Origin of the sequence: Gillisia lutea, from assembly GCF_021568705.1 — a bacterium.
GTDB classification, from domain to species: domain Bacteria; phylum Bacteroidota; class Bacteroidia; order Flavobacteriales; family Flavobacteriaceae; genus Gillisia; species Gillisia lutea.
Genome location: NZ_JAKGTH010000006.1, coordinates 1 through 23,764, shown reverse-complemented (window position 1 = coordinate 23,764; position 23,764 = coordinate 1). Strand labels below are relative to the sequence as shown.

Genomic DNA, 23,764 nt, shown 5'->3' with positions numbered 1-23,764 from the left:
ATTATGAATTTTAAAAATATAGTATTCGGTCTTTGTCTAAGTCTAGCGGCAACGAACCTATTTAGTCAAGAATTAGTGCGCCCCGTAATCACGGGGGCACCATTCCTGCAAATTGTTCCCGATGCGCATGCAGGAGGTATGGGAGAAGTAGGAGTATCTAGCATTCCCGATGCCTTTGCGCAATTTCATAATCCCGCTAAATTCTTATTTATGCAGGAAGGTGCACAGGGAGTTGGTCTTTCATACATTCCTCAGTTTGTAGGGTATGCCGATGATATTTTCTATGCCAATGCTGGCTATTATCAAAAAATAAACGATAACTCTGCATTAAGTGGATCTCTTACCTATTTCAGCTATGGAAGCGTAGATATGGAAGAACAAATGGGGGACCAAATTATAAGTGTAGGAAGTTTTGTGCCAAATGAATTTGCATTAGATGCTGCCTATAGCTTAAAATTGAGCGAAAAATTTGGAATGTCCGTTACAGGAAGATATGTACGTTCAGATATCACCGATAATCAAAATAATACCAGTGTTCAGTTAAAAACCGGGCAGGCAGTGAGTGCCGATGTGTCGGGATATTATATCTCTCAACCATTAGATATGCATGTTAATAGATGGACCTTCGGATTTAGCTTAAAGAACATAGGCTCAAAATTAAAATATGCCGATGAAAGTGGTTTTGAATATTCTTTACCTACTTCTTTGAAAATAGGTTCCGGTTTTCATTTAGCGACCTCCTCCAAAGATTATCTTTCGTTTTATGCTGAAGCTATGAAATTCCTGGTTCCTTCTACCGATGATAATAGAAATGTCCCTAATGAAAGCGCTATAGGTGGAATTTTCACCTCATTTACCGATGCTCCTGATGGGTTTTCTGAAGAAATGAAAGAAGTGATCTTGTCTTTGGGAACAGAGCTTAATTTCAACGAGAACTTTAATGTGCGTGTTGGATACATCACTCAAAATAAAGAGAAAGGCTTCAAGAATCATATCACAGTAGGAGCTGGCCTTATGTGGAATCAGTTTATGTTCGATTTCGCTTATCAAAGTCCTATCTCCGATTATATTTCCTTCAATCAGGATAAAATAGTGAAGATCTCCTTGAGTTTTAAGTTTGATAAACCGGCGAAGGCGAAATATATGGAGCCGGTAGATGCATCAGAAAATACGACTTTAGACTAAGCCTAGTATAATTCAGAATAAAAAACTTCAGCCTATCAAGCTGAAGTTTTTTTTATTTATAGCAGTTTGGAACGTTACTTTTCCAAAAGATCATCTGAGGTAAGTGTGGTACCGCTCATTTCTAAAAGCTCCTCGACATAACAGCGTTTGTTGGAAAGTCGTGGAATTTTATGTTGCCCACCCAGCTTATCATTTTTCTTTAACCAGTCGTAGAACAATTTCTCGCGTGCAGAATGAACTTTGGGCATATTAAGCGTCATATTATTAAAACGCTTCGCCTCATAATCACTATTAAGCTGCTGTAGGGCCATATCGAGTTCTATGGTAAAATGCTCAATATTTTCGGGAGGAGTTTTAAATTCGATAATCCACTCATGGGCACCTTTTTCTTTGCCCTTCATAAAAATAGGAGCTGCGGTATAATCTATAATTTCTGACCCTGTTACTAAAGAAGCCTTTTTAAGGGCTTTGTCGCTATTCTCGATAATGAGTTCTTCTCCAAATACGTTAATATGATGTTTTGTTCTTCCCGATACTTTTATTCTGTAAGGGCTGGTAGAAGTAAACCGTACCGTATCACCTATTTTATACCTCCAAAGCCCGGCGTTGGTGGTAATAATTACGGCATAATTCACACCTATTTCTACTTCATCTAAAGGAATTACCTTTTGTTGGGAAGTGTTATAAGTATCCATAGAAATGAATTCATAGAATATCCCATAATCCAGCATCAGCAATAATTCCTTGGAATCGTTCTGATCCTGACAGGCAAAAAAACCTTCGGAAGCATTATATATCTCATAATACCTGAAATCAGGATTTGGAAGTATCTTGTTGTATTGAGGAGCGTATGGGTCGAAATTAACACCTCCATGAAAATAAACTTCTAGAGAAGGCCACACTTCAAAAAGGTTGTCCTTCCCGCTGGTTTCCAGTACATTGTTAAGTAAAACCAGCATCCAGGAAGGAACTCCGGCTAAACTAGTTACTTTTTCCTTTATAGTTTCATTTACAATAGCCTGCATCTTAACCTCCCAATCACTCATTAAAGAAACTTCGTTGCTGGGAGTACTACTGTATTCTGCCCAGAAAGGCATATTATCGATTAATATTGCTGAAAGATCGCCGTAGGAGGTGCCATTATTCTTATAGATTTCTTTACTTCCTCCTAGTCTCAGACTTTTTCCCGTGAAAAGTTGAGATTGCGGATTGTTGTTGAGGTACATGCATAGCAAATCTTTTCCCGCAGCATAGTGGCAACTTTCTAAAGAATCTTCACTTACAGGAATAAATTTGCTTTTTGCGTTGGTGGTTCCGCTGGATTTTGCAAATAATTTTATAGCTCCCGGCCAGAAGATATTGCTTTCTCCCCGTCGGCTACGTTCAATAGTTGGTTCATAATCTTCATAACTATGAATGGGAACACGTTCTGCAAAACTTTGATAATTGTGTATTTCTGAAAAATCGTATTTCTTACCAATTTCTGTATGTCTGGCTTTATGAATGAGGGATCTTAGAAGCTCATTTTGAACTTCTTGCGGATACTTCATAAACAACTCCATTTGGTGAATGCGCTTCTTGAGAAACCAAGAGGCAATAGAGTTTACTAGTGGAATTGGCATTATTCTTTTTATCTTTAAACGATATTTTAATAAAAATTAAAGCATCATATAATTGGGTTAAAATTATAACTAATCCTATAGCTTTACAAAAATCAATTTCAATAAAAATAAACAAAAAAGCATGAGATACGAGGGTGTATTGAGAAAAATGAAAACTGAGCTTCAAAAAGAAGTAGAATATTATTTAATTTTTGAATCAGATTTTTTAAATCTCAACCAGATACTGGATAAAACCATCAGCATCAATTTTCTAAGATATCAGTGCCTTAATTGTGGATTGGAGAAAAAGATCTTTACACAGGGTTTTTGTTACGATTGTTATACATCTGTTCCCCAGGCGGGAGATTGGATAATGAATCCGGAGTTAAGTAAAGCTCATTTAGATATTGAAGATAGAGACCTGGAATATGAAAAGGCGGTGCAGTTAAAACCTCATGTAGTGTACCTGGCAAATTCCAGTAACGTGAAAGTTGGGGTAACCAGAAAAAGCCAAATTCCTACTCGTTGGATAGATCAGGGAGCACATGAAGCTATAGAAATCGTAGAAGTGCCAAACAGATATTTAGCCGGGATCACCGAAGTTGCTTTGAAAGCACATGTTTCCGACAAGACCAACTGGAGAAGGATGCTTACCAACGATATCAAGGATCTTAATTTAGCGGAAGAGCGAGAGAAGCTTAAAGAATTTATTCCTGAGGAGGCAAAGGAGTATTACTTAGCAAATAATAAAGAGCTCGAAATAAAATTCCCGGTTTTAAAATTTCCCCCAAAAGTAAAGAGCCTTAACCTTACTAAAGCTCCTTTTTATCAGGGCGTGCTGAAAGGAATTAAAGGTCAGTATCTCATATTTGAAGATGGAACGGTCTTTAATATTCGCAGCCATGAAGGCTTTGTAGTAGAGATAGGAATATTATAAAAAAAATAACTCCCGATAATTGTTTATCGGGAGTTGTTTTTTAATTCACTTTTGAAGTATCCTTTTTCTTGGTAGTCTTCTTTAAGATACCACCTAAAATATCTTTAGCGGTTTCTTTTACCTGATCCTGCTGTTGAGTTTTAACGGAATCTTTTTTAGCTTGTTCCGGAGTGGGAGGGATAGTATCTGTAGGTTTTTGTTCCTTTTTTCCGGTTAAAATATTACCCAAGGCATCCACTCCTTTTTGAGTGAGTTCCTTTTTTTGCTGAGCAACAATTTGAGTGGTTAGACTGCCAATTGCTTGTTTCATATCTAGATTAATCTTTGGAGCCTGAAAGGTTCCGGTAAGTCCCACCGGGATCGCTACCGTCATTTTTTCAAGATCTTGCGCGCTAAGTTTAGATAAGGTATTGCCAACCTCGCTGCCTAACATCTTTGCGGGAACATCCAGCTTTAGATTATAGTTCATGTTCATATCAAAACCGTGTGTTCCAGCTACGGTAACCTTTATCCCTTTAATATTAAAATCGAAAGGAGCTACTGCCACACTTCCATCGTTAAAGGTTACTTTCCCTTTTAAGTGATCCAAATCAATATCTTTTAAATTGATGAAACTCAACTTTTCATCGAGCTTGGAGAATAAAGCGAGTTTTTCAGGAGCAATTTCTGCAGTGAGTATTTCGGCAAGGGCATCTCCGGCCAAGCTAGCAAGCTGCGGAGTAAGGTCATCGTTTAAATTCCCGCTAAGGTTGATCTGGGTTTGTAATTTTCCTTCAAGTGCAGAAGCAATAGGCGCTATGGCCTTTAATAGATCCAATCCGTTAAAGGATTTTGCAATATCCAATGCATTCAAGCCCAGGTCCATTTTAAAGGTTGGTACCGCATTTTTGGTAGATACATTCCCGTTCAAGGCGATACTTCCATCAAAAATATTGGAGGTGATATTTTGTAAAGTGGCTGTTTCATCTTGAATTAGCAGTTTCCCTTTAACATTACTTAAGGTTAAATTATCGTACAATACTTTATTAGCAGTAAAGCTTAAGCCTGCGTCAAGAAAGGAAGGAATTTTTACTGCTTCTTTTCCTGTTGCCACCGTTTTGGTCTTTTGAACTTCCTCATCAGCAGCAGTTTTCTCTGGAACTTCTTTAGTTTCTGCGATCATGAAATCGTTAATAGAGAAAGTATTGGAATTTACGTTGAAGTTTCCTTTCAACTTTTGATCGGTAAACAGATATCCCATGAAGTTTTGAATATCTCCGCTGGCTTTTATATCAGTTTGCCCGGTAGTCATAACCAATTCCGGCACTTTTACATTTCCCTGATTAAAGTTGAAACTAGCTGTGCTAATTTTTACCTCATTGGGGATTTCCGGAGATCTATAACTGAAATTTTTGATGCTGGCCGTTCCGCTGCTCTTTACATTTTGATATTGTTCTTTTTCAATAGAATTCATGTCAAAAGCAGTTTGTATATCTGCGGTCAGGATTCCGTTGAGGTCTTGTTCTAATTCTAACGGATATGCTTTTTCAATATTTGCGAGGTTAATAGTTCCTTTTAAGGCCATATCGATAAGCATGTTTTCGGTAAGATTTTTCACATGACCATTCCCGCTGAAAGTGTCTTCATCTATTTTAAAGCTCATTTTATTGATGCTTAAAAAAGTATCTTCTACCAGTCCTGTTTCATTTAGCACATCGATATCGATGTTGATGTTTTCCACACTTTTTGGCAATTCCGGATATTTAAAGGACGCGTTGGAAGAGCTTATCTTAATGTCCATAGTAGGAATATGTGTGTCGTCTACAATCCCTTTAATCTTTCCATCTACAATGAAGTCACCATTTGTCTGCACATTCTCGATGTTCTTCGCATAGACTTCCGGGATTACAGCAAGAAAGTTTTTGAAGGAAGAAGACGGGGTTTTAAAAGAAAGGTCTATCTCATTATTATTTTCATTTACTTTCACAAAGCCATCAAAAGTAAGCGGTAACTTGTTAACAGTGGCGCTATTCTCCAGAAAGGTGTATTTCAAATTTTCCAGATCCATTTGAATAATGGCGTCTAAGGCAAGTTTGTTCTTGTTCAAATAATTGGTGTCATCAAAATCTAAAGAAGCGATCGCCGTAGTTTTTGTGTCTAATTGCGACTGCGCTAAGGAGAAATCGCCCGTGCCTTCATGGTTAAGATCTTCTAATAGAAAGGAGATCTTACTGCCCTCATCGGTGTATCTTAATTTAGAATTAGAGATGTCGTATTTTTTAAGGTCTAGCTTAAAAGGATTAGAAGTACTATCTGCAGCAGTAGCGGTGGTATCTTCAATAGCAATATCATAATTGTTATTCCCTAAAGAATCAACTTTTATGTTCACATACGTATTCTTTAGCCGTAACTCATCTATTTTTTTAGGTTGATCGCTGCCTTTAAAGAGCTCCTTTATAGACATCTCTAACAAGATCTCCTCACTTATAGCGAGCGTGTCGCCTTCAAAAGGTGCTTTATTTATCACACTCACATCGCTAAGCACCAAAGTTGCCTGAGGAAAGCTTCGGAATAAGCTAAGATCAAGATCACTGAATTCTACTGTGGCATTCACATTCTTGTTGATGGTCTTTTTTACCATGTCTTTCAATTGAGATTCAAAGATAAATGGTGCGGCTATAAGTGCTATTAGTAACAAAAGTAAGGTGATCCCTATAATTTTAAATACTTTCTTCATCTTCATAAATTTAAGGAGTAATGTTTTTATATTATTTCAAGGGGGAATTATCGACTTCCTGATATTCCAAAATCAATTCTTCGCCCGGTTCTAAATTGAATTTTGCTCTTAGCCAGTATACTGCTGCGTACAAAAATGGTGTATCACAAGCAGCAATCAATACTTTGAAAAGGAAGCCACTTAATAACAGACTTCCAAATAGTTCCCATTCGATCTTATTGAAACTGCATAGCAAGAATAAGACCGCAAATGTATCAACGAACTGTGATAAGAAGGTGGAAAAATTATTTCGAAGCCATAAGTGCTTTCCTTTAGTAAGCCTTTTCCAAAAATGAAAAAGTTGAATGTCTATATATTGCGCCAATAAATAGGCCAGCATAGATGCGAGCACCGCAATGGCCGTAGCTCCAAATACCTTTGTAAATAAGCTATCCTGAACTGGAGACCAGGAAGTTGCCGGAACAAAATTGGCTGTATAAATAATTAAGAGCGAGAAAAGCGAAGCGAAAATCCCTGCGGTAACTACCTGATTTGCTTTTCGCTTTCCATAGATCTCACTAATAATATCGGTAATTAAAAAAGTAATAGGGTAGGGAAGTATACCTACCGAGATCTCAAAAGTGTAAATTCCGAAGAAGTCCCAATAAAAGAATTTTTGAAAGATAAGGTTAGAAACCACTAAAGATGTGATGAACAGTGCACCCAAGATCAAATAAATTCGTTGTGCGAGCAACTGATTTTTTAAGGAATATAGTTTCAAATTATTTTTTTAACTCTTATCAACAAAGTTAAGCCTATGTTAGTTTGTTTTACTTAATTTGCTGTGAAATTAAATAATTCTCCTCTAAAATTTTCTTAAAAACATTTTGAATCCAGCTAGAACTTTTTATATCGCCCTAGGGAGCAATCAAGGCAACAGGCTTCAGTCACTGCAATCTGCTGTGGATAAAATTTTTACAGAAATAGGTGAAGTAGAAAGAATTTCAAGGATTTATGAAACACCGGCCTGGGGTTTTGAAGGAAACGCTTTCCTGAATGCATGCATTTCTGTAAAGTCGAGATTTTCAGCTAACAAAGTGCTGGAAAAACTATTGCATATTGAAAGTGGGCTAGGGAGAATACGAAGTGACTCCTCCAATTATGAGAATCGCACATTAGATCTGGATATTATTTTGATTGATGAAGATATTTTGGAAACGGAAAAATTGCGTATTCCACACCCGGCTATGCATGAACGCAAATTCGTGTTGTTGCCATTAGCAGATATTGCCGCTAAGCAGGTTCATCCCATTTTAAAACGGAGCGTGCTGGAAATGTTGAAGGAGACAAGTGATATGTCTGAAATAACTCCTATAACCGAAGGTTTAGCCAATCCAATTAAAAAATACAGTTTTACCAACTGTAATTATATTGCAATTGAAGGAAATATTGGTGCCGGAAAAACGAGTTTATCTACTATGATGTCTCAGGATTTCAATGCTAAGTTGATCTTAGAGCGCTTCAAGGATAATCCTTTCCTGCCTAAATTCTATAAAGATCAGCACCGATATGCATTTCCTTTGGAAATGTCCTTTTTAGCCGACAGGTATCAACAGCTTTCTGATGATCTGGCGCAATATGATCTTTTCGCCGATTTTGTGGTTTCCGATTATGATGTTTTCAAATCGCTGATCTTCGCTAAAATTACGTTGCAGGAAGATGAATATGCTTTATATCATAAGCTTTTCAGCATTATGTATAAAGAACTGGTGAAGCCAGATTTGTACATCTATCTATATCAAAATACCGAGCGACTTCTAGAGAATATTAAAAAGCGTGGGAGAGATTACGAGCAGGACATTCAGCCCGAATATTTGGTAGATATCAACAAGAGCTATTTATCGTTCATTAAATCTCAGAGTAATATCAAAGTGCAACTCATAGATATATCAGATCGAGATTTTGTGAATAACAGAGAAGATTATCTTTCTATTTTACAAGAAATCGAGACCGGCTTAAAAAAATAGGTAAAAGTTTAGTTGATTTTCATTTTTGAGAATAGATCCCATAGCACCACCCCGGTACTTACCGATATATTCAAAGAATGCTTGCTTCCTAACTGAGGGATCTCAATAACTCCATCACTTGCAGTCACCACTTTTTGCTGTACGCCTTTAACTTCATTTCCAAATACCACGGCATAGGTTACATTAGCTGCCGGTGTAAAATCGTTTAACATTGTAGCATTTTCAGCTTGTTCGATAGAGTAGACTTTTACATTTTCAGCTTTCAGCTTTTCAACTAGAGCAAGAGTATCTTCCACATATTCCCAAGCAACGGTATCTGTTGCACCCAGAGCAGTCTTTTGAATGTCTTTATGCGGAGGTTGTGCCGTTATTCCACATAGATACACTTTCTCGATTAAAAATGCATCAGAGGTCCTGAAAACAGAGCCAATGTTATTTAAACTCCGAATATTATCTAAAACAACTATAATTGGTGTTTTTGTAGCTTCTTTGAATTCGCTGATGCTTTTACGCTCCAGCTCACTATTTTTCAATTTCCTATTCTCTGTCATAGCCGCAAAAATAGGAATTTCCCGCAGCCCTTAAAAGAGATAATCTTTCTATATTACCATTTGAAACTTGAGGTTTCAATGAATTTAAATAACAGCCCTTATTATATGAAGTATTTCTATTTACTATTTCTTTTGACTGTTCTAGCTTGCAATGATAAGATTGAAAAAACTGAAGCGCCTGAGATTTCTTCTGAAGACAACAAGACGGCAGTAACTATAAAAAATACTTCTTTGGTGGTTTTAGGAACCGTTCAAGATGCCGGATCACCCCATATAGCTTGCAATAAAGATTGTTGTAAAGCGCTTTTTGATAACCCCGATAACGGTAGAAAAGTGGTTTCGCTAGGGGTTATAGATCCCGAATTTGATAAGAAATATCTATTTGAAGCAACTCCCGATGTTCCGGAGCAAATGAAATTATTGAAGAATTATGCGGCAAGTGAAGTGGAAACCCCGGATGGAATATTTGTGACCCATGCGCATATTGGTCATTATGCCGGATTGATGTATCTAGGGAAAGAAGCCATGAATGCATCCCAGATTCCGGTTTTTACAATGCCAAGAATGAAAAATTTCCTAGCACAAAACGGTCCGTGGGAGCAGTTGGTGACTAATAAAAATATCTTACTTGAAGGTATGACTAATGACCAAGTGGTGAAACTGACACCGAACTTGAAAGTGATTCCCTTTACAGTGCCACACCGAGATGAATATTCGGAGACCGTGGGGTATACCATAGTTGGTCCTTCAAAAAGTGCATTGTTCATTCCTGATATTGATAAATGGGATAAATGGGGAACAGCCATTATTGATGAGGTGTCAAAAGTAGATTATGCATTTCTTGATGCTACGTTTTATGATGCCAATGAGGTAAATAACAGGGATATTTCAGAAATTCCACACCCCTTCATCATAGAAAGTATGAAATTGTTTGAATCCCTTCCTTCCGAAGAAAAAGATAAGATACATTTCATTCATTTCAACCATACCAACCCTGCATTGAATACCGCTAGCGAGCAAGCTGGTCTTATCAAAAAGAATGGATTTCACATTGCCCAGATTTATGATGTTTTTGAGCTTTAATATTCAACGTAAAATTATTGATATATCAGCAATAAAATAATTTAAAATAGTAATTCAAAATTCTAATTTTAAGTATATTAACTACTTATTCTTAGAGTTATGCCGAAAATAAAACTGTACCCCATTGTGCATAGAAATGCGGCACAAATTGCCGTAGCTTTTGAGTATGATGAACAATTGAAAGCGCATTTGAAAAAGCTGACTGAGGTAAAATGGAGTAAGACCTTAGGTGTTTATTATGTTTTACAGACTCAAGAAAATTTAGAAATACTCAAAAATCATCTAGCCGATGAGTGTTATGAATTTGAGGAAACCGGGCTGCAGAATGGTTTAATTGAGGTAAATTGGGAACGTGAGCTTCTCAAAAATTCTCTTTCTAAAGAAGTGAAGAAGAGCTTATGGGAGTATGTGTCCTATTTAAGAGGGAAACGCTTTGGAGAAAGCACCGTGAAGACCTATTACAATTTTGCTTTAAAATTTGTGAAATTTCAGAAAAAGCCATTAAATGAAATAACTAATCGCGATGTAGAATTATTTATTGAAAAGGAAATTGCGGGTCAGAAATATGCTGTAAGTACGCACAGGCAGTGTATAAGCGCACTGAAGCATTTCGCCGAGCTGCATTGTTATTCAGAAATTGATGTTTCGGCTTTAAGAAGACCAAAAAAGGACCGCTTATTACCCACAGTACTCTCACAGGAGCAAGTGCTAGATTTACTAAGAGCCACAAGAAATTTGAAACATAGAGCGGTGCTGGCACTTATTTATTCTTCAGGTTTAAGGTTGGGGGAGTTGCTGAGTTTGAAATTGAGTAATATTGATATTGACAGGCGTCAAATATTGGTAAAGCAAGCAAAAGGTAGAAAGGACCGTTATGTGGTAATGGCAGATAGTTTCATTCCCCTTTTGTTCAATTATTTAGGCACTTATAGCCCGAAAATTTATTTTGTTGAAGGGCAGAATGGTGAGGTCTACAGTGCTTCTTCGGTTAGGAGTTTTTTAAAATTAGCTTGTAAAAGAGCACGGATTATAAAGCGAGTTACGCCACATACGTTGAGACATTCGTATGCCACACATATGTTGGAGAATGGGATAGGGTTGAGGTATATACAAGAGTTGTTGGGGCATTCAAAACCGGAGACCACGATGATTTATACGCACGTGGCCCAAAAGGATCTCATGCAAATTGTAAGTCCGTTAGATTTAGCTGTAAAGAAATTGGCTAAACCCCAAGAAAATGATCAAAACCTGCGTTTATCCCGTGATATTTTTAGATAATCGTCTATATTAGATGCGATATAACAAGTTGGCTACAATTAAAAAAAACAGATAGTTGCAAAAAAATAGACCATATAAAAATATCACTGACTTAAAATCAGAAATGAAAAAAGTGAGCGATGGATTCCAATCAATCAACAATAATATGATAGCAATTGGTATGGACTACAAACACTATTTAGACTCTAGTTTCACGGATAATAAAATCTATGAATTTAGAGACAATATTCTTTACCGATTAAGAGCAACTAGGCTACATATAAATATTGTCGTAAACCTACTAAGTTCATTAGACAAAGAATTATCAGATATATTTAAAAATGAAAATGGTCAACTATCAATGCATATGCATTTTGAAAATAGAAAGTCTGATATTTCAGCTTTGTTTGACAGCATTATTTTTCATACTATTTCAGCCTTTGATTATGTGAGTAATTTGGTAGCTTTTCTAAGCCTGAAAAACCACAAAAAACTTAAATGGAATGAACTCGCACAATCAGTTCGAGACCCTAAAAATGAATTATACGAATCTAGTTTCAGCAAACTTATTGACAAACTTGACCGCGAATTTGTTGGGAGGCTCTATAAACACAGGTCTGATTTAATACATTCAGGAAAAGACGGAGAAAAATCATCTTTATCTATTGAATTAATGAATGGAAAAGTAGAGACAACAATTTTGGCTTCTAATAAATTCAATAAAAACTTTAGTGAATTAAGAAAGCTAAATAAAGAGTATGATTTATCGATATCCTATATTCTATTTTGGCTTTTAGAAAAAACTATTGAGTCAATTATTGATATTCAGTTTGGTTTAAAAGAGTTTATGGAAAAAAATAAAAGAAATGACCACCCTTTTATGTTTATGAAAGGACCGAATAATGAAGTACTACCTGTTTCGACAAACTATTGGAGTGGAAAAAAATAACTGTAGCCAACAATGTATAACCGCAATTACGGCGGATTCGACTACGTCCGTATCCACGCGGAATTGCTAAGGTCTGTGACAAACCGAAAAATAACGCATATTAACCCGTAACTGACGGTTATACGAGACCGTTACCAAGCATTGCTCCGATAAAAATGAATGCTAAGATTTAAAAGAAAACTAAAAATTATATAAAATAAATTTGAACTTAATTCTTGGAATAATATTAATTTCTGCTGGTTTAATTTTCGGGATCAGAACATTGAATGATTTTATTAAAAAAGACAGTATGGATTTTGTTCAGGCAAATAATGTCAAAATCATACTTGGAGAACTGACTCTCATAATTCTCGGATTAATATTATTATTCCGATACTTTTTTAATTAAAATTTACACCAAAAAGATTTTAAAAAATTGACAAAAAAATTAAATAAAAACTAAAGTTCATATACTAAAAATTACTTTTGATTTTCATAATTCTAACTTGGATTTAAAAAACTAAAAGACTGCTAAAGAAAAAGTCGGGAAAGAAGTTAATTTTTTTAATCTAGATAACATTCATAAATTTTGGTGCTATAGCACGGGAATGGTCGGTTAGAGAGCTTACTCAAACGTGTCGCAACGCTAGGTAACAACGGTTATTGCAAATTGCGGTTTATTAATTGAATTTGATTATTTTAGTAACCAACATAACCAGGTTAAGCCGACAAATACGCACTCCCTACTCCGCAACTTGTCAATAACCGAGACCGTTGGCAACAATATTCAAATGAACGACAACATAAATTCAATAGCTTTTTCTATTTATTCTAATAAAGGTATTTATGCGCTTTTATTAGGTTCCGGTATATCCAGAAATTCGGGAATTCCGACTGGTTGGGAAATAGTTTTAGATCTAATAAAAAAATTATCAGTATTAGAAAACGAGAATTGCGAACCAAATCCCGATGAATGGTTTATAAAAAAATATAATCAAGAACCTGATTATTCTACAATTTTAGAAAAACTTGCCGCAACACCAACTGAAAGACTTAATATTCTCAAGCCATATTTTGAGCCGACTCCAGAGGAAGTTGAAGAAGGATTAAAACAACCGACTATTGCTCATAAACAAATAGCAAAACTCGTTCAGGCGGGATATATAAGAATAATAGTTACAACGAATTTTGATAGGCTATTAGAAAAAGCTCTCAGAGAAATCGATGTAGAACCAGTAGTAATAAGTCATCCTAACGACATTGATGGAGTTTTACCTCTTGTACATTCTAAGCTGGTTATTTTAAAGCTTAACGGAGATTATTTAGATTCAAGATTTCTCAACACCAAAGAAGAGTTAAATGATTACAACCAAAAATTAAAAGATTATGCACTACGAATAATTGATGAATTTGGCATTATTACCTGTGGATGGTCAGCTAAATGGGATAATGGCTTAGTTAACTTATTCAAACAATCATCAAATTTCCGATTCAATAGTTTCTGGACTTATATAAATAAATGTAATAAAGAACTCGAAGAACTAGCAAGATTAAGAAGAGGTAAAACTATTCAAATTGAAAATGCAGATAAGTTTTTCAGTGAACTATACGAGAAAATAAATTCCTTAGAATTAATAGATAAATCGAACCCCATAAGCAAAGAAATTGCGATTGCAAGAATAAAGAAATATGTATCAAGCGAAGATCATAGAATTAAGTTTAATGATCTATTACATGACCAGATAAATCCATTAATTAAAATTCTAGAAAAGGAGAATTTTTCTAAAATTCAACCAATTCAGGAAGAACTTCAACCTATTCTTCTTACTCTCCGATCTAAATTAGAAGATTTTATTCCAATTTTAATCCATGCTACTTATTGGAGTAAAAATTACCATAATAATACAATTCTCAACATATTGAAAAGAGTCGCGTTACCACAAAAGCTAGAAGGCCACTTTTATAGAGATAGTGTGAATTTTCAATATTTTCCTGCCTTAGCAATTTTCTATTCAATAGTAATTACTGCGATAAAAAATGAGAAATTCGAATTATTAAAAGACTGTTTTTACCTTAGAATATCTGATGAAATTAAAGGTAGAGATAGAGTGTTTTTAATTGAGAAGGTTAATTCCTCAACTATCGAAAAAGATTTATTTAATAAGATAATTGGTCAAAATTACAAAACTCCTATAAGTACTTATTTACATAAAATTTTAGAACCAATGTTTAGTGAAATCATATATGATGATGAAGAATACGATGAAATTTTCAGCATTGCAGAGTATTTGATTTCTTTAAACTATATGTTTCTAATTAAGGATGGTTTTAGAAGTAATTGGGCTCCGTGGGGCGAATATGTATGGAAAGAGCGTCATTATAAAAAAACATTATTAGATGAATTCTTAGAAAATGCAAAGGTTGAAAAAAATAATTGGAAGCCAATAGAGGCAGGTTTGTTTGATAGTAGTTATGAGAGTTACTCGACTACAAAGGCCAAACTTCAAGAATTTCTTAAAAACATACATATTTTCTAAGAATACTGTTGCCAACATCGGTTAATCGCAAATAACGGGTTTAACCGAAAAAGTGTAATTTTAGAAACCAGGAAAGAAAATAACTAAGCCGACAAGTCCGCGTCCCTACTCCCGCAACTTGCGATAACCGTAACCGTTAGCCACCATTTTATGAATGAAAAAATTCGAGAAAATACTTGACGGATTAAAGAATAGAAGTCCGATTCCTTTACTACTTGATAATGGTTATACACCATCAAAAATGAAGGAAGAAATAATTCAAACATTTAAACCATATTTCAGAAATTATTCTAATCTTGAAAGATTTGCAATTGATTCAATGGTTGCAGACTGGATTAATTTTCTAAGATTATCAATTAAATATCCAGGTATTGAAAATGACATAAAAAAAGTAGTAGATACTTATAACGATGCAAAAAAAGAAAACTATCAAGATACAATTACAGTTTTAGCGAAACTGATTCCCGTACATTTAGAATCAGGGAATAAATATTGGAGTTTTCTTAATTTAGAAATAGATAAGAAAGACTTAGAAATTTATGAATTTGCTAAAACATCAATGGAGGATATTTCAAACACAATTGAGGGAATTTCAAAATCTGTATATGTAGAAAATGTTCTTATCAACAAGATAAAAAGAAAGAAGTCGTTTGAAATTGAAAAAACCTTAACCAATAAACTTGGAAATCTTATTCAAGATCTAATCGATAATTCCAATTATAGTTCTCTATTTATTGTTCCAAAAGAAAATTTGAAAATATCAGATTGGAGAAATATCGCAGCTCATCATAAATACTACGTATCAGATGATTTAATCAACTGTGAAAGTGGAGAAGGCGATAAAAAAGTTACTTTTTATTTAAATAGATCTGAATTATTTGAAAGACTTAATTACTGTATGAGAACAACCGAAGTCTTAAATATGTCCCACAAAATATTTGGATTCGATAATTTACCCGAAATAAGTAAAAAAATTGAAAAAGTAAAAGGTAATCCTCGACCTGAAATTAAATTTTTGATGTTTTCGTCAGCATTGATGAGTCAAGGATTCGAAATTCAAAACATCAATTATGATAAGAGTAAAGCAACTTTGGAATTATTCGATTTAACAAAAGAGAGCCCAAGAAATAGAGGAATACATTCCTCGCAATTACTAAATCAGCTTTGGATGTTAACCGACAGTGAATTTTTAGAAATAAAATATTTCAAAAACAACGGAGAATTATATCTCACGTCAAGGATAAAAGGTGAAATATTTAAACAAATGGAGGTAGATAAAAACAAAGGAACTGATTTCTTTGCTAAAAATGTAGATTTCGAGTTATAAAACGGTGGCTAACAACGGCTCATCGCAAATAACGGGCAGTTAGCTAAAAATTGCTATTTTAGAGACCAATTATTAAAGCCACTAATCCGACAAATCCGCGTCCTTACTCCCGCAACTTGCGATAGCCGGGACCGTTAGCTTTAATAGCTCCGATTCGATAATTAACTGAGAACGTTGAAAAAGTAGAAAGTTTCGTTTTGCTTACTCGTACGGCGGAGCGCAATAAATGCTGAAAAATGGGATTTCTGACCTGCGTTTGGAAAAACCATATCATTGAGATTCTGACTTCTAAATTTAATTCGGGCTAAGAAGATTGAGTTGTTGTTTACAGTTACGCAGAGTTTCTAAAAAGTGTTTCGGACTAAGAAGCATATACTTTAGCTGCTCACTGTTGCGACTGGTTTTTCGGACTTAAATTTGAGATTTCGATAAAAGAAACAATGACTTTTAAAAAGTAAATAAAACACAGTTAAGTGGAGTAGGAGCGGACCAATTGGGATGTGTCGCAACATAAAGCTAACATCGGTTATCACAAATAGCGGTAGCTGACTAAATTTTAGTAATTTGGGTTATCAATAAAGTAAATTTTTAAGCGGTCTAATTTCCGGTCATTATTCCGCCACTTGTGTTAACCAAGACCGTTAGGCAACATATTTGTTTTGCTTATAGCTTTTTAAATACGCTTTTTGTAAATATATCGTTTTTACCTAAGTCATTGTATATCTCATAATGTCCTTCGTATTCTTTTACAAGTAAGTATTTTTTATCTTTTGTCACATTCCAAGAGGGCATTGTTTGTTTACACAACAAAAACGATTGCCTAACATCGGGTAAAGATAATAACTCGAGTTCGTGCTTTATTAATGCAGTTTCGTCAATAGCTTTTATTCTATTTTCAATCTCTATTCGTTTCTTCAAAAGTTTTATAACTCTTGGATTGTCTGTTATTTTACTGTAGTCCATGTTTATTATTTTTTGGTTTTAATTCCGTTACTATCCTTACCCACATACGTTAGCAAATAGTTTTATAATGTAGTTTTGGACTAAAAAAAAAGAAATGAAAATCAGATATAAAAAAGGTCGAACAAGATTTTATTTGATAATGACTATAATATGGATTATTCTTCTAATTGTGAATATTTTTTATGGAGATATGGATAATCGGGTTTTTTGGCTCTGGATAATTTTGCCAATCGGATATATTTCTGTCTATACTTTCGAATACATAAATCAATATCTGACCATTGAAAATGGTTTCATTTATCGAAATTCTATATTTCCCAAAAAGTTAGAATTAAATAAATTAAAGACTTGTAAGAAATTTGCAGGTGATTATATCTTAGAAACTGATCAAAATAAACTTAGAATAGATACAACATTAATTGATCAAAAATCTTTAAATGAACTGAATCAAACTCTGACAAACTATCAAACAGCATTTTAGAAATAAAACCATTAGCTAACATCGGTTATCGCAAATTAGCGGGCATTCGAGTAAAAAGTGATATTTTAGACACCAGTTAACAAACAACTAAGCCGACAAGAACGCGTCCCTACTCCCGCTACTTGCGTTAACCAAGACCGTTAGCTTTAATAGCTCCGATTCGGTAATTAACTGAGAAAGTTGAAAAATAAGAAAGTTTCGTGTTTCTTACTCGGTCGGCTGAACGGAAGTGTTGAAAAATGCGATTTATGAGCTGTTTCGAAAAAACCATATTATTGAAATTTTGACTTCTAAATTTAATTCGGGCTTAGAAGATTAGTTGATAATTACTGTTACGGCAGAGTTTCTAAAAAGTGTTTCGGACTAAGAAGAATATACTTTGATTGCTCACTGTTACGACTGATTTTTGGAAAAAGATTATCGGACTTAAATTTGAGATTTCGATAAAAGAAACAATTATTTTAAAAGTAAATAAACCGAGCAAAGTGGAGTAGGAGCGGGACAATTGGAATGTGTCGCCACATAAAGCTAACAACGGTTAACATCAAATAGCGGTTACTGACTAAATTTTAGTAATTTGAGTGTTCAATCAAGTAAATAATTAAGCGGACTAATCCCGGTCCTTACTCCGCTACTTGTGTTAACCGAGACCGTTGGCAGTAATTTAATTTTGAAAGATTGAGGAAACCATACTTAATAATATTGATTGTAATTTCATCAATCTTAATCGGGTTAATTGTAAATAGATATTATCATGATTTGAGAGAATGGTGGATAATGAAAGATACTATCATTTGGACAGAAAATGCGGAGTTAAAATGGGACGATTTTATTTACAATGAGAGTAAAGATCTGACTGATAATATTAATGCACATGTTGGAATTTCTGCACGATATAGATTAACAGATAAGGTAATTTATAAAAGTAAGACAGCCTTTGTACCTTCGAAATCTTATGTGTCTGATACAACTAATAGAATCTCACTCAGAATAGCAAATGCGCAATTTGATTTATGTGAAGTATATCGCAGAAAATTGGAGAAAAAAATTGATAGTCTAAGAGCTGGAAATGGGAATAATATAACATTAGAATATTTAGCTAAACAAGACAGCATATTCTTTGAAAAATTTTCCAATGAATGGACAAGATTCCTCGAGATTCCAGAAACTGAATTGATGACAGAACTTATTAGATTAGAAAATAGAATTTCTCAAGAACTTCAGAAATAAATTAAACTACAGCCAACAACGGCTCATCGCAAATAACGGGTATTGTCGAAAAAGTGTTATTTTAGAAACCAGGAAAGAAACAAATAAACCGACAACTCCGCGTCCCAACTCCCGCAACTTGCGATAGCCGAGACCGTTGGCAACAATTACAATCGGAATTCTGGAAAAATCCTTTTTTTTAGATATATAAGAGAAAAATGGAATTGCAAAATATGATGCCTTAATAGAAAAATGTCGAGTATTAAATGTAATTAACATATTTTAGCGTAGAGTTAAAAAAACAAAATGGACAACAATAAATCAACTAGACTTGCCAATAAACTTTTTCCTGTAAAAGAAGAATATGAAATTGACATTCTTGATATTCCTGCAGAGAAAAGAAAACTAAATACAGAAACATATGATTTTACCGTTTCTACAATTGTTGAATATATTAGCGAAAAACATATTGATATCCCAATGTTTCAAAGGGGATATGTATGGAACAGAGCGCAAGCTTCAAGACTTATTGAATCCTTAATTATACAATGTCCAATTCCTGTGGTTTATTTAAGTCAAAATTCAGACGAAACACTTTCTGTTATTGATGGTAACCAAAGATTAACGAGTATAAGCTTGTATTTGAACGACGAATTTCCTTTAACTGGTTTAGCTACATATCCGGAATTAGATAGTTTTAAATTTTCCGAACTTGACCCTAGATTCCAGAGGCATATCAGAAATAGGACTATAAGATGTATCGTAATTCTTAAAGATACTCATCCTCAAATAAAATTTGATGTATTTGAAAGGTTAAACACGGGATCCGTCAAGTTAAATCCTCAAGAACTGAGACACGGAATTTATAATGGTCCCTTAATAGAAGCAATTGAGAAGTTAAGTAATATTTCTTCATTTAAAAAAGCTACTTCTACTACGAATGATAAAAGAATGAAAGGAGAAGAAATGATTTTAAGATATTTCGCTCTTCACAATAATTGGAGAAACTATGAAAAACCGATGACCACATTCTTAAATACATATGCAGAAAGTAATAGATTTTTTAGTCAAGAAACAATTGAAGATTTATCATATAATTTTAGAAAAAATTTTGACAAGTGCCTTGAGTTATATGGCGATTTCACCTTTAAGACCTTTGACGAAACAAAAAAGAGATTGAAATCAAATACTGCACTTTTTGACGCGCAAATGATATCAATGGAAATTTTAAATCCATCAATAGAGCAGATTCAAGAAATTGATAAAAATATGGTTCTAGAGAGATTAACCGAACTCTTAGGTAATGAGGAATTTTATGCCAGCCTTACAAAAGGAACTACGGATAAAAGTGTAGTACATAGAAGAATTAATAACTACACAGATTTTTTAAGAAATATATTGTAAAGTATGCCATATAATAAAAGTCAGGCAAGAGTTGACTTCGAGACTGGTACTAAATCTTTAAAGCAAGTAGCTAAAAAAGTTTCCTATAGATCTTCACCTTTGAAATATGATCAAAAATTATTAATATTTCAGTCTACAATTTTTTTAATGTCCGCTAAGATTGAAGAGTATACTAAAGTACTTATTGAAGGATTAATTTTTAACTATAAAACAAATGGTGCATTAATGAGTGAAATTCCAGAAAATATAAGAACGAAAACTCTCATTGACAATCAGTTGATGCATTATAAAAATTATAATCATAATTCTGATGAAAGAAAACTATTAGAAAGATTAAGTTGCACTAATAGTTATTACGATCTGTTAGACTTAACAAGCACCTTTTCAAGAAGTATAAGTTCTAAAAACGTGCTAGCCAATAACAAATATCCTTCTGTGAAAAATCTTAAAATTTTATATTTAAGAATTGGAATAAATGATATATTTCAAGCGGTAGCAAAAAAAGGTAAAAAGGATTATAAAAGTCAATTAGATTCATTTTTAAGTATCAGAGAGGCAATAGCTCATCAAGAAGCTCCTGTTATGACATTTCAAGATGTAGAAAGACATTTAGATAATTTAATTGATCTTATAAATAATATAGACAGAGTCGTTTATAGCCAGATTGTTAAGGTTTCAGGAGAAAAATACTGGAACTAAGTAACTGTTGCCAACATCGGTTAAGCGCAAATAGCGGGCAGTCTGGTGAAAAGTAATATTTTAGATATCAAGTAACAAACAACAAAGCCGACAAGAACGTGTCCATACTCCACGCTACTTGCCTTAACCAAGACCGTTGGGAGCAAGCTTCACAAAAATTCTGCAATGAAGAAAATTACTGAAATTGACATTTTTAAAGAACTGATTTCAAAAGCAGAAAAAGGTTCTGAATTAATGATTAACGGATTTTATACAGGAACTCTTTCAGATAAAAATTTCCGAAAATTATTTTCAAAAAATGATGTTCCAAAACGAGAAAATTTTAGCCATTATATTATTGATTTAAATACTGAAAATATTAAAAAAATAACGGAGATTTTAAATTTAGAGGGGGAGAATTTAATTGATGATATTACTCATTTCGCAATTAAAAATGACAAAAAATTTAGTGCGTTCAGTTTTGACCATATGGAAATGATTCAAATAGATAAATCTCAATTTAAAACTGACAAATTTGAATTTGAAAATTATAATTTTGATGAGATCGAAATATCTCTTCAAGAAGAATTAAATAATAATGGTTTCTTTGAATGGTAGACCAAAAGCCAGCTCCCAACAACGGCTCATCGCAAATAACGGGTATTGCCGAAAAAGTGTAATTTTAGAAACCAAGAAAGAAAACAATAAAACCGACAACTCCGCGTCCCAACTCCCGCAACTTGCGATAGCCGAGACCGTTATGTGCAAGTTTTAAAAAATCTCGAATGAATAGAATATATCCAGATTCAAAAGGTAATTTAAGACATGGGAACATTGAAATATTCTTAGAAATTGCGGTTGATAATTATTTAGCTGCTATCAAAAATGAAAGTAAGACAAAGCAAGAATATAAGAAATTTAAAGAAAGAAATTCGATCCAGGATTTCAGTGACTTAAATCCAAAACAAGAAAAGGAACTTAATGAGATTTTTAAGAATAGTTTCCTTACTAATAAACTTACTATTCAAAGTATAATAATGCTGACTGTTTTCTTTGAAAGTCTAATTAATGAAATCGGATGTATAGAGTTGGGACAAAAATATTTCAAAGAAAATCTAGATAGAATGAGTATAACTTCGAAATGGGAAATTGTATTAAAGCTTATATATAAGAAATCATTGAGCAAGGAAAGCCAATATTATGAAAATTTGAAAGCTTTAATTTCTACCAGAAATAACTTAATTCATTATAAAACGAAAAAAATAATTGGCGATTCAGTTGATGCGATAGCAAAACAAATGGAATCAACACCTGATTACTTTTCTATTTTGAAAAAGAATATGTCAACATTAGAAAAATTTTATCAAGAACTTAGAGAGATTGATCAAGAAAAAAATAATTTGATAATGTACAATATCGGAAGAGAAATAAAACGGATATAAACCTGCACATAACAACGGTTAACAACAAATGGCGGTTGCTGACTAAATTTTAGTAATTTGAGTGTTCAACAAAGTAAATAAGTAGGCGTACTAATTTTCGGTCATTATTCCGCCACTTGTGTTAACCGAGACCGTTGTGTGCAATTAAAAACAACAAAAATTGAGAAATAGATTAATGATTATTTTGACCTTAGTATTTCTTAATTCTTGTCAATTGAATTGGTATGGAGATATAGATTTAGGCTCTGACTTTTACTATATGGTAGAACCAGCTTTTAACAGCATAGTCATTCCTGTAAATTCAGAAGAACCTTATAAGTCCAGTATTTACATAATAAAGGACATTGAAAGTGTTGGATTTAATAAAAACTATATTCTTGCGACTTCAAAAAGTGGAGACGAAATAAAGTATTGGCGGATTGACAAAAAAGCGGAATCAAAAGAGTTGGGCTACAAAGACGACTCAATAATGGAATTGTCAAATGTTTCGGAAATTCAACCAGGGGAATTTGATAAAATTAAAACGGACGAAAACATCAAGCTGAAAACCAAAACGGAATATAGAAAAGACCTGAATTATGAATAAAAAACTGCACACAACATCGGTTAAGCGCAAATAGCGGGCAATCTGGTGAAAAGTGTAATTTTAGACACCAAGTAAAAAACAACTAAGCCGACAAGAACGTGTCCCTACTCCACGCTACTTGCCTTAACCAAGACCGTTGGCATTCATTGTTCTCACTCAAAATTATACAAAATGATAAAAAGAAATCTAGCTTCAATATTTATAATAATCTCCTGTATTTGGAGTATTTCAAATATCAATTTTTCAAATATTTCGGAATCAAAAGAATATTGGTCTTTGACTGTTTCTTCGCTTATTATTATAGCGTCAATAATATTGATGTTTAGTACGGAATCAATATTTAAGAAAAGTATGAAATCTAAATCCTAATAACTTTAGAAACCAACTTTATAAAGAGTTCCTGAAATAGGAAACTGAATAGAAAATTATGAAATGTTCTAGTGTGGAATTTCTCACTCATTCGGACTTGAAAAGTATTACAAATAAGACCAAAAAATCCTTTATGAATAAATCACAAATTATAGGAATTGCAATTTTAGTATTAGGTATTATTTCCTATATATTACTTGATAATAATTTAATGCAAACTATTTCAGGTGTTTTATGTGCTGTGGGCTTAGGATATATTTTTAAATGGATTCCTTTCAAAAAACAAAACTCAACTGATAATTAGAAATCGGAACAAAAACAACGAAATGCCAACATCGGTTAAGCGCAAATAGCGGGCAATCTGCTGAAAAGTGTTATTTTAGTGACCAAGTAAAAAACAACAAAGCCGACAAGAAAGCGTCCCTACTCCACGCTACTTGCCTTAACCAAGACCGTTGGCAACAATATCAAAACAAAAAATTGAGATTTAAAACAACATTTTTT

General features: G+C 33.7%; 21 protein-coding genes. 16 read left to right on the top strand and 5 right to left on the bottom strand.

What is annotated here, in order from left to right; genetic code table 11:
- The first annotated feature begins 3 nt into the window (after positions 1-3).
- The gene (gene porV, locus L1I30_RS00195; RefSeq protein WP_236132242.1) at positions 4-1,185 is read left to right on the top strand and encodes a type IX secretion system outer membrane channel protein PorV; all 1,182 of its coding nucleotides are present in this window, start codon (positions 4-6) and stop codon (positions 1,183-1,185) included.
- Positions 1,186-1,259: 74 nt separating this feature from the next.
- On the opposite strand, the gene L1I30_RS00190 is transcribed toward porV, so the two are convergent.
- Positions 1,260-2,807, bottom strand: coding sequence for a GH3 auxin-responsive promoter family protein (locus L1I30_RS00190; protein ID WP_236132241.1), 1,548 nt, complete (start codon positions 2,805-2,807; stop codon positions 1,260-1,262).
- 121 nt (positions 2,808-2,928) lie between these two features.
- Here L1I30_RS00190 and L1I30_RS00185 point away from each other — a divergent pair, with 121 nt between their 5' ends.
- Positions 2,929-3,723 (top strand): DUF2797 domain-containing protein, encoded by a 795-nt coding sequence (locus L1I30_RS00185; protein ID WP_236132240.1) that lies wholly within the window; start codon positions 2,929-2,931, stop codon positions 3,721-3,723.
- Between the two features lie 40 nt (positions 3,724-3,763).
- Here L1I30_RS00185 and L1I30_RS00180 read toward each other — a convergent pair whose 3' ends face one another.
- Entirely contained in the window at positions 3,764-6,439 is a 2,676-nt protein-coding gene (locus tag L1I30_RS00180) for an AsmA-like C-terminal region-containing protein (protein ID WP_236132239.1), read from the bottom strand.
- Between the two features lie 31 nt (positions 6,440-6,470).
- Positions 6,471-7,199, bottom strand: a complete 729-nt coding sequence (locus tag L1I30_RS00175) for a queuosine precursor transporter (RefSeq protein WP_236132238.1) — start codon at positions 7,197-7,199, stop codon at positions 6,471-6,473.
- Positions 7,200-7,305: 106 nt separating this feature from the next.
- On the opposite strand from L1I30_RS00175, the gene folK reads away from it, so the two are divergent.
- Positions 7,306-8,445, top strand: coding sequence for a 2-amino-4-hydroxy-6-hydroxymethyldihydropteridine diphosphokinase (gene folK, locus L1I30_RS00170; RefSeq protein WP_236132237.1), 1,140 nt, complete (start codon positions 7,306-7,308; stop codon positions 8,443-8,445).
- A gap of 8 nt (positions 8,446-8,453) precedes the next feature.
- Here the strand turns inward: folK and L1I30_RS00165 are convergent, their stop codons facing one another.
- Entirely contained in the window at positions 8,454-8,996 is a 543-nt protein-coding gene (locus tag L1I30_RS00165; RefSeq protein WP_236132236.1) for an RNA methyltransferase, read from the bottom strand.
- 105 nt (positions 8,997-9,101) lie between these two features.
- Here L1I30_RS00165 and L1I30_RS00160 point away from each other — a divergent pair, with 105 nt between their 5' ends.
- From L1I30_RS00160 to L1I30_RS00140, 5 genes are all read left to right on the top strand, one after another.
- Complete coding sequence (locus tag L1I30_RS00160) at positions 9,102-10,079, top strand: MBL fold metallo-hydrolase (protein WP_236132235.1); 978 nt, start codon at positions 9,102-9,104, stop codon at positions 10,077-10,079.
- A 99-nt stretch (positions 10,080-10,178) separates the two neighbouring features.
- Entirely contained in the window at positions 10,179-11,357 is a 1,179-nt protein-coding gene (locus tag L1I30_RS00155) for a tyrosine-type recombinase/integrase (RefSeq protein WP_236132234.1), read from the top strand.
- A gap of 55 nt (positions 11,358-11,412) precedes the next feature.
- A complete protein-coding gene (locus L1I30_RS00150) occupies positions 11,413-12,285 on the top strand; it encodes a hypothetical protein (protein WP_236132233.1) in 873 nt (290 codons plus the stop codon).
- Between the two features lie 770 nt (positions 12,286-13,055).
- Positions 13,056-14,801, top strand: a complete 1,746-nt coding sequence (locus L1I30_RS00145) for an SIR2 family protein (protein WP_236132232.1) — start codon at positions 13,056-13,058, stop codon at positions 14,799-14,801.
- 154 nt (positions 14,802-14,955) lie between these two features.
- Complete coding sequence (locus tag L1I30_RS00140; protein WP_236132231.1) at positions 14,956-16,128, top strand: hypothetical protein; 1,173 nt, start codon at positions 14,956-14,958, stop codon at positions 16,126-16,128.
- Between the two features lie 663 nt (positions 16,129-16,791).
- Here L1I30_RS00140 and L1I30_RS00135 read toward each other — a convergent pair.
- Positions 16,792-17,091: a hypothetical protein gene (locus L1I30_RS00135; protein WP_236132230.1), complete on the bottom strand. Its 300-nt coding sequence runs from the start codon at positions 17,089-17,091 to the stop codon at positions 16,792-16,794.
- 94 nt (positions 17,092-17,185) lie between these two features.
- Between L1I30_RS00135 and L1I30_RS00130 the strand changes: the two genes are divergently transcribed.
- The 8 genes from L1I30_RS00130 to L1I30_RS00095 all read left to right on the top strand — a co-directional run bounded on the left by L1I30_RS00130 (position 17,186) and on the right by L1I30_RS00095 (position 23,564).
- A complete protein-coding gene (locus tag L1I30_RS00130) occupies positions 17,186-17,572 on the top strand; it encodes a hypothetical protein (RefSeq protein WP_236132229.1) in 387 nt (128 codons plus the stop codon).
- A gap of 777 nt (positions 17,573-18,349) precedes the next feature.
- Positions 18,350-18,802: a hypothetical protein gene (locus L1I30_RS00125; RefSeq protein ID WP_236132228.1), complete on the top strand. Its 453-nt coding sequence runs from the start codon at positions 18,350-18,352 to the stop codon at positions 18,800-18,802.
- Positions 18,803-19,087: 285 nt separating this feature from the next.
- Positions 19,088-20,185: a DUF262 domain-containing protein gene (locus L1I30_RS00120; protein WP_236132227.1), complete on the top strand. Its 1,098-nt coding sequence runs from the start codon at positions 19,088-19,090 to the stop codon at positions 20,183-20,185.
- Between the two features lie 3 nt (positions 20,186-20,188).
- Positions 20,189-20,884: a HEPN domain-containing protein gene (locus L1I30_RS00115; RefSeq protein WP_236132226.1), complete on the top strand. Its 696-nt coding sequence runs from the start codon at positions 20,189-20,191 to the stop codon at positions 20,882-20,884.
- A 165-nt stretch (positions 20,885-21,049) separates the two neighbouring features.
- Positions 21,050-21,481: a hypothetical protein gene (locus L1I30_RS00110; RefSeq protein ID WP_236132225.1), complete on the top strand. Its 432-nt coding sequence runs from the start codon at positions 21,050-21,052 to the stop codon at positions 21,479-21,481.
- A gap of 167 nt (positions 21,482-21,648) precedes the next feature.
- A complete protein-coding gene (locus L1I30_RS00105) occupies positions 21,649-22,305 on the top strand; it encodes a hypothetical protein (protein ID WP_236132224.1) in 657 nt (218 codons plus the stop codon).
- Positions 22,306-22,465: 160 nt separating this feature from the next.
- Positions 22,466-22,891 carry a hypothetical protein gene (locus tag L1I30_RS00100; RefSeq protein ID WP_236132223.1) on the top strand — a complete coding sequence of 142 codons (426 nt, stop codon included), beginning with the start codon at positions 22,466-22,468 and terminating at the stop codon, positions 22,889-22,891.
- Between the two features lie 502 nt (positions 22,892-23,393).
- On the top strand, positions 23,394-23,564 hold the full coding sequence (locus L1I30_RS00095; protein WP_236132222.1) for a hypothetical protein: 171 nt from the start codon (positions 23,394-23,396) through the stop codon (positions 23,562-23,564).
- Positions 23,565-23,764: the final 200 nt, after the last annotated feature.

Coding starts and splice junctions, on each gene's coding strand:
- porV (WP_236132242.1), top strand. CDS start 4: ATGAATTTTAAAAATATAGTATTCGGTCTTTGTCTAAGTCTAGCGGCA.
- L1I30_RS00190 (WP_236132241.1), bottom strand. CDS start 2,807: ATGCCAATTCCACTAGTAAACTCTATTGCCTCTTGGTTTCTCAAGAAG.
- L1I30_RS00185 (WP_236132240.1), top strand. CDS start 2,929: ATGAGATACGAGGGTGTATTGAGAAAAATGAAAACTGAGCTTCAAAAA.
- L1I30_RS00180 (WP_236132239.1), bottom strand. CDS start 6,439: ATGAAGAAAGTATTTAAAATTATAGGGATCACCTTACTTTTGTTACTA.
- L1I30_RS00165 (WP_236132236.1), bottom strand. CDS start 8,996: ATGACAGAGAATAGGAAATTGAAAAATAGTGAGCTGGAGCGTAAAAGC.
- L1I30_RS00160 (WP_236132235.1), top strand. CDS start 9,102: ATGAAGTATTTCTATTTACTATTTCTTTTGACTGTTCTAGCTTGCAAT.
- L1I30_RS00155 (WP_236132234.1), top strand. CDS start 10,179: ATGCCGAAAATAAAACTGTACCCCATTGTGCATAGAAATGCGGCACAA.
- L1I30_RS00145 (WP_236132232.1), top strand. CDS start 13,056: ATGAACGACAACATAAATTCAATAGCTTTTTCTATTTATTCTAATAAA.
- L1I30_RS00140 (WP_236132231.1), top strand. CDS start 14,956: ATGAAAAAATTCGAGAAAATACTTGACGGATTAAAGAATAGAAGTCCG.
- L1I30_RS00135 (WP_236132230.1), bottom strand. CDS start 17,091: ATGGACTACAGTAAAATAACAGACAATCCAAGAGTTATAAAACTTTTG.
- L1I30_RS00130 (WP_236132229.1), top strand. CDS start 17,186: ATGAAAATCAGATATAAAAAAGGTCGAACAAGATTTTATTTGATAATG.
- L1I30_RS00125 (WP_236132228.1), top strand. CDS start 18,350: ATGAAAGATACTATCATTTGGACAGAAAATGCGGAGTTAAAATGGGAC.
- L1I30_RS00120 (WP_236132227.1), top strand. CDS start 19,088: ATGGACAACAATAAATCAACTAGACTTGCCAATAAACTTTTTCCTGTA.
- L1I30_RS00115 (WP_236132226.1), top strand. CDS start 20,189: ATGCCATATAATAAAAGTCAGGCAAGAGTTGACTTCGAGACTGGTACT.
- L1I30_RS00110 (WP_236132225.1), top strand. CDS start 21,050: ATGAAGAAAATTACTGAAATTGACATTTTTAAAGAACTGATTTCAAAA.
- L1I30_RS00105 (WP_236132224.1), top strand. CDS start 21,649: ATGAATAGAATATATCCAGATTCAAAAGGTAATTTAAGACATGGGAAC.
- L1I30_RS00095 (WP_236132222.1), top strand. CDS start 23,394: ATGAATAAATCACAAATTATAGGAATTGCAATTTTAGTATTAGGTATT.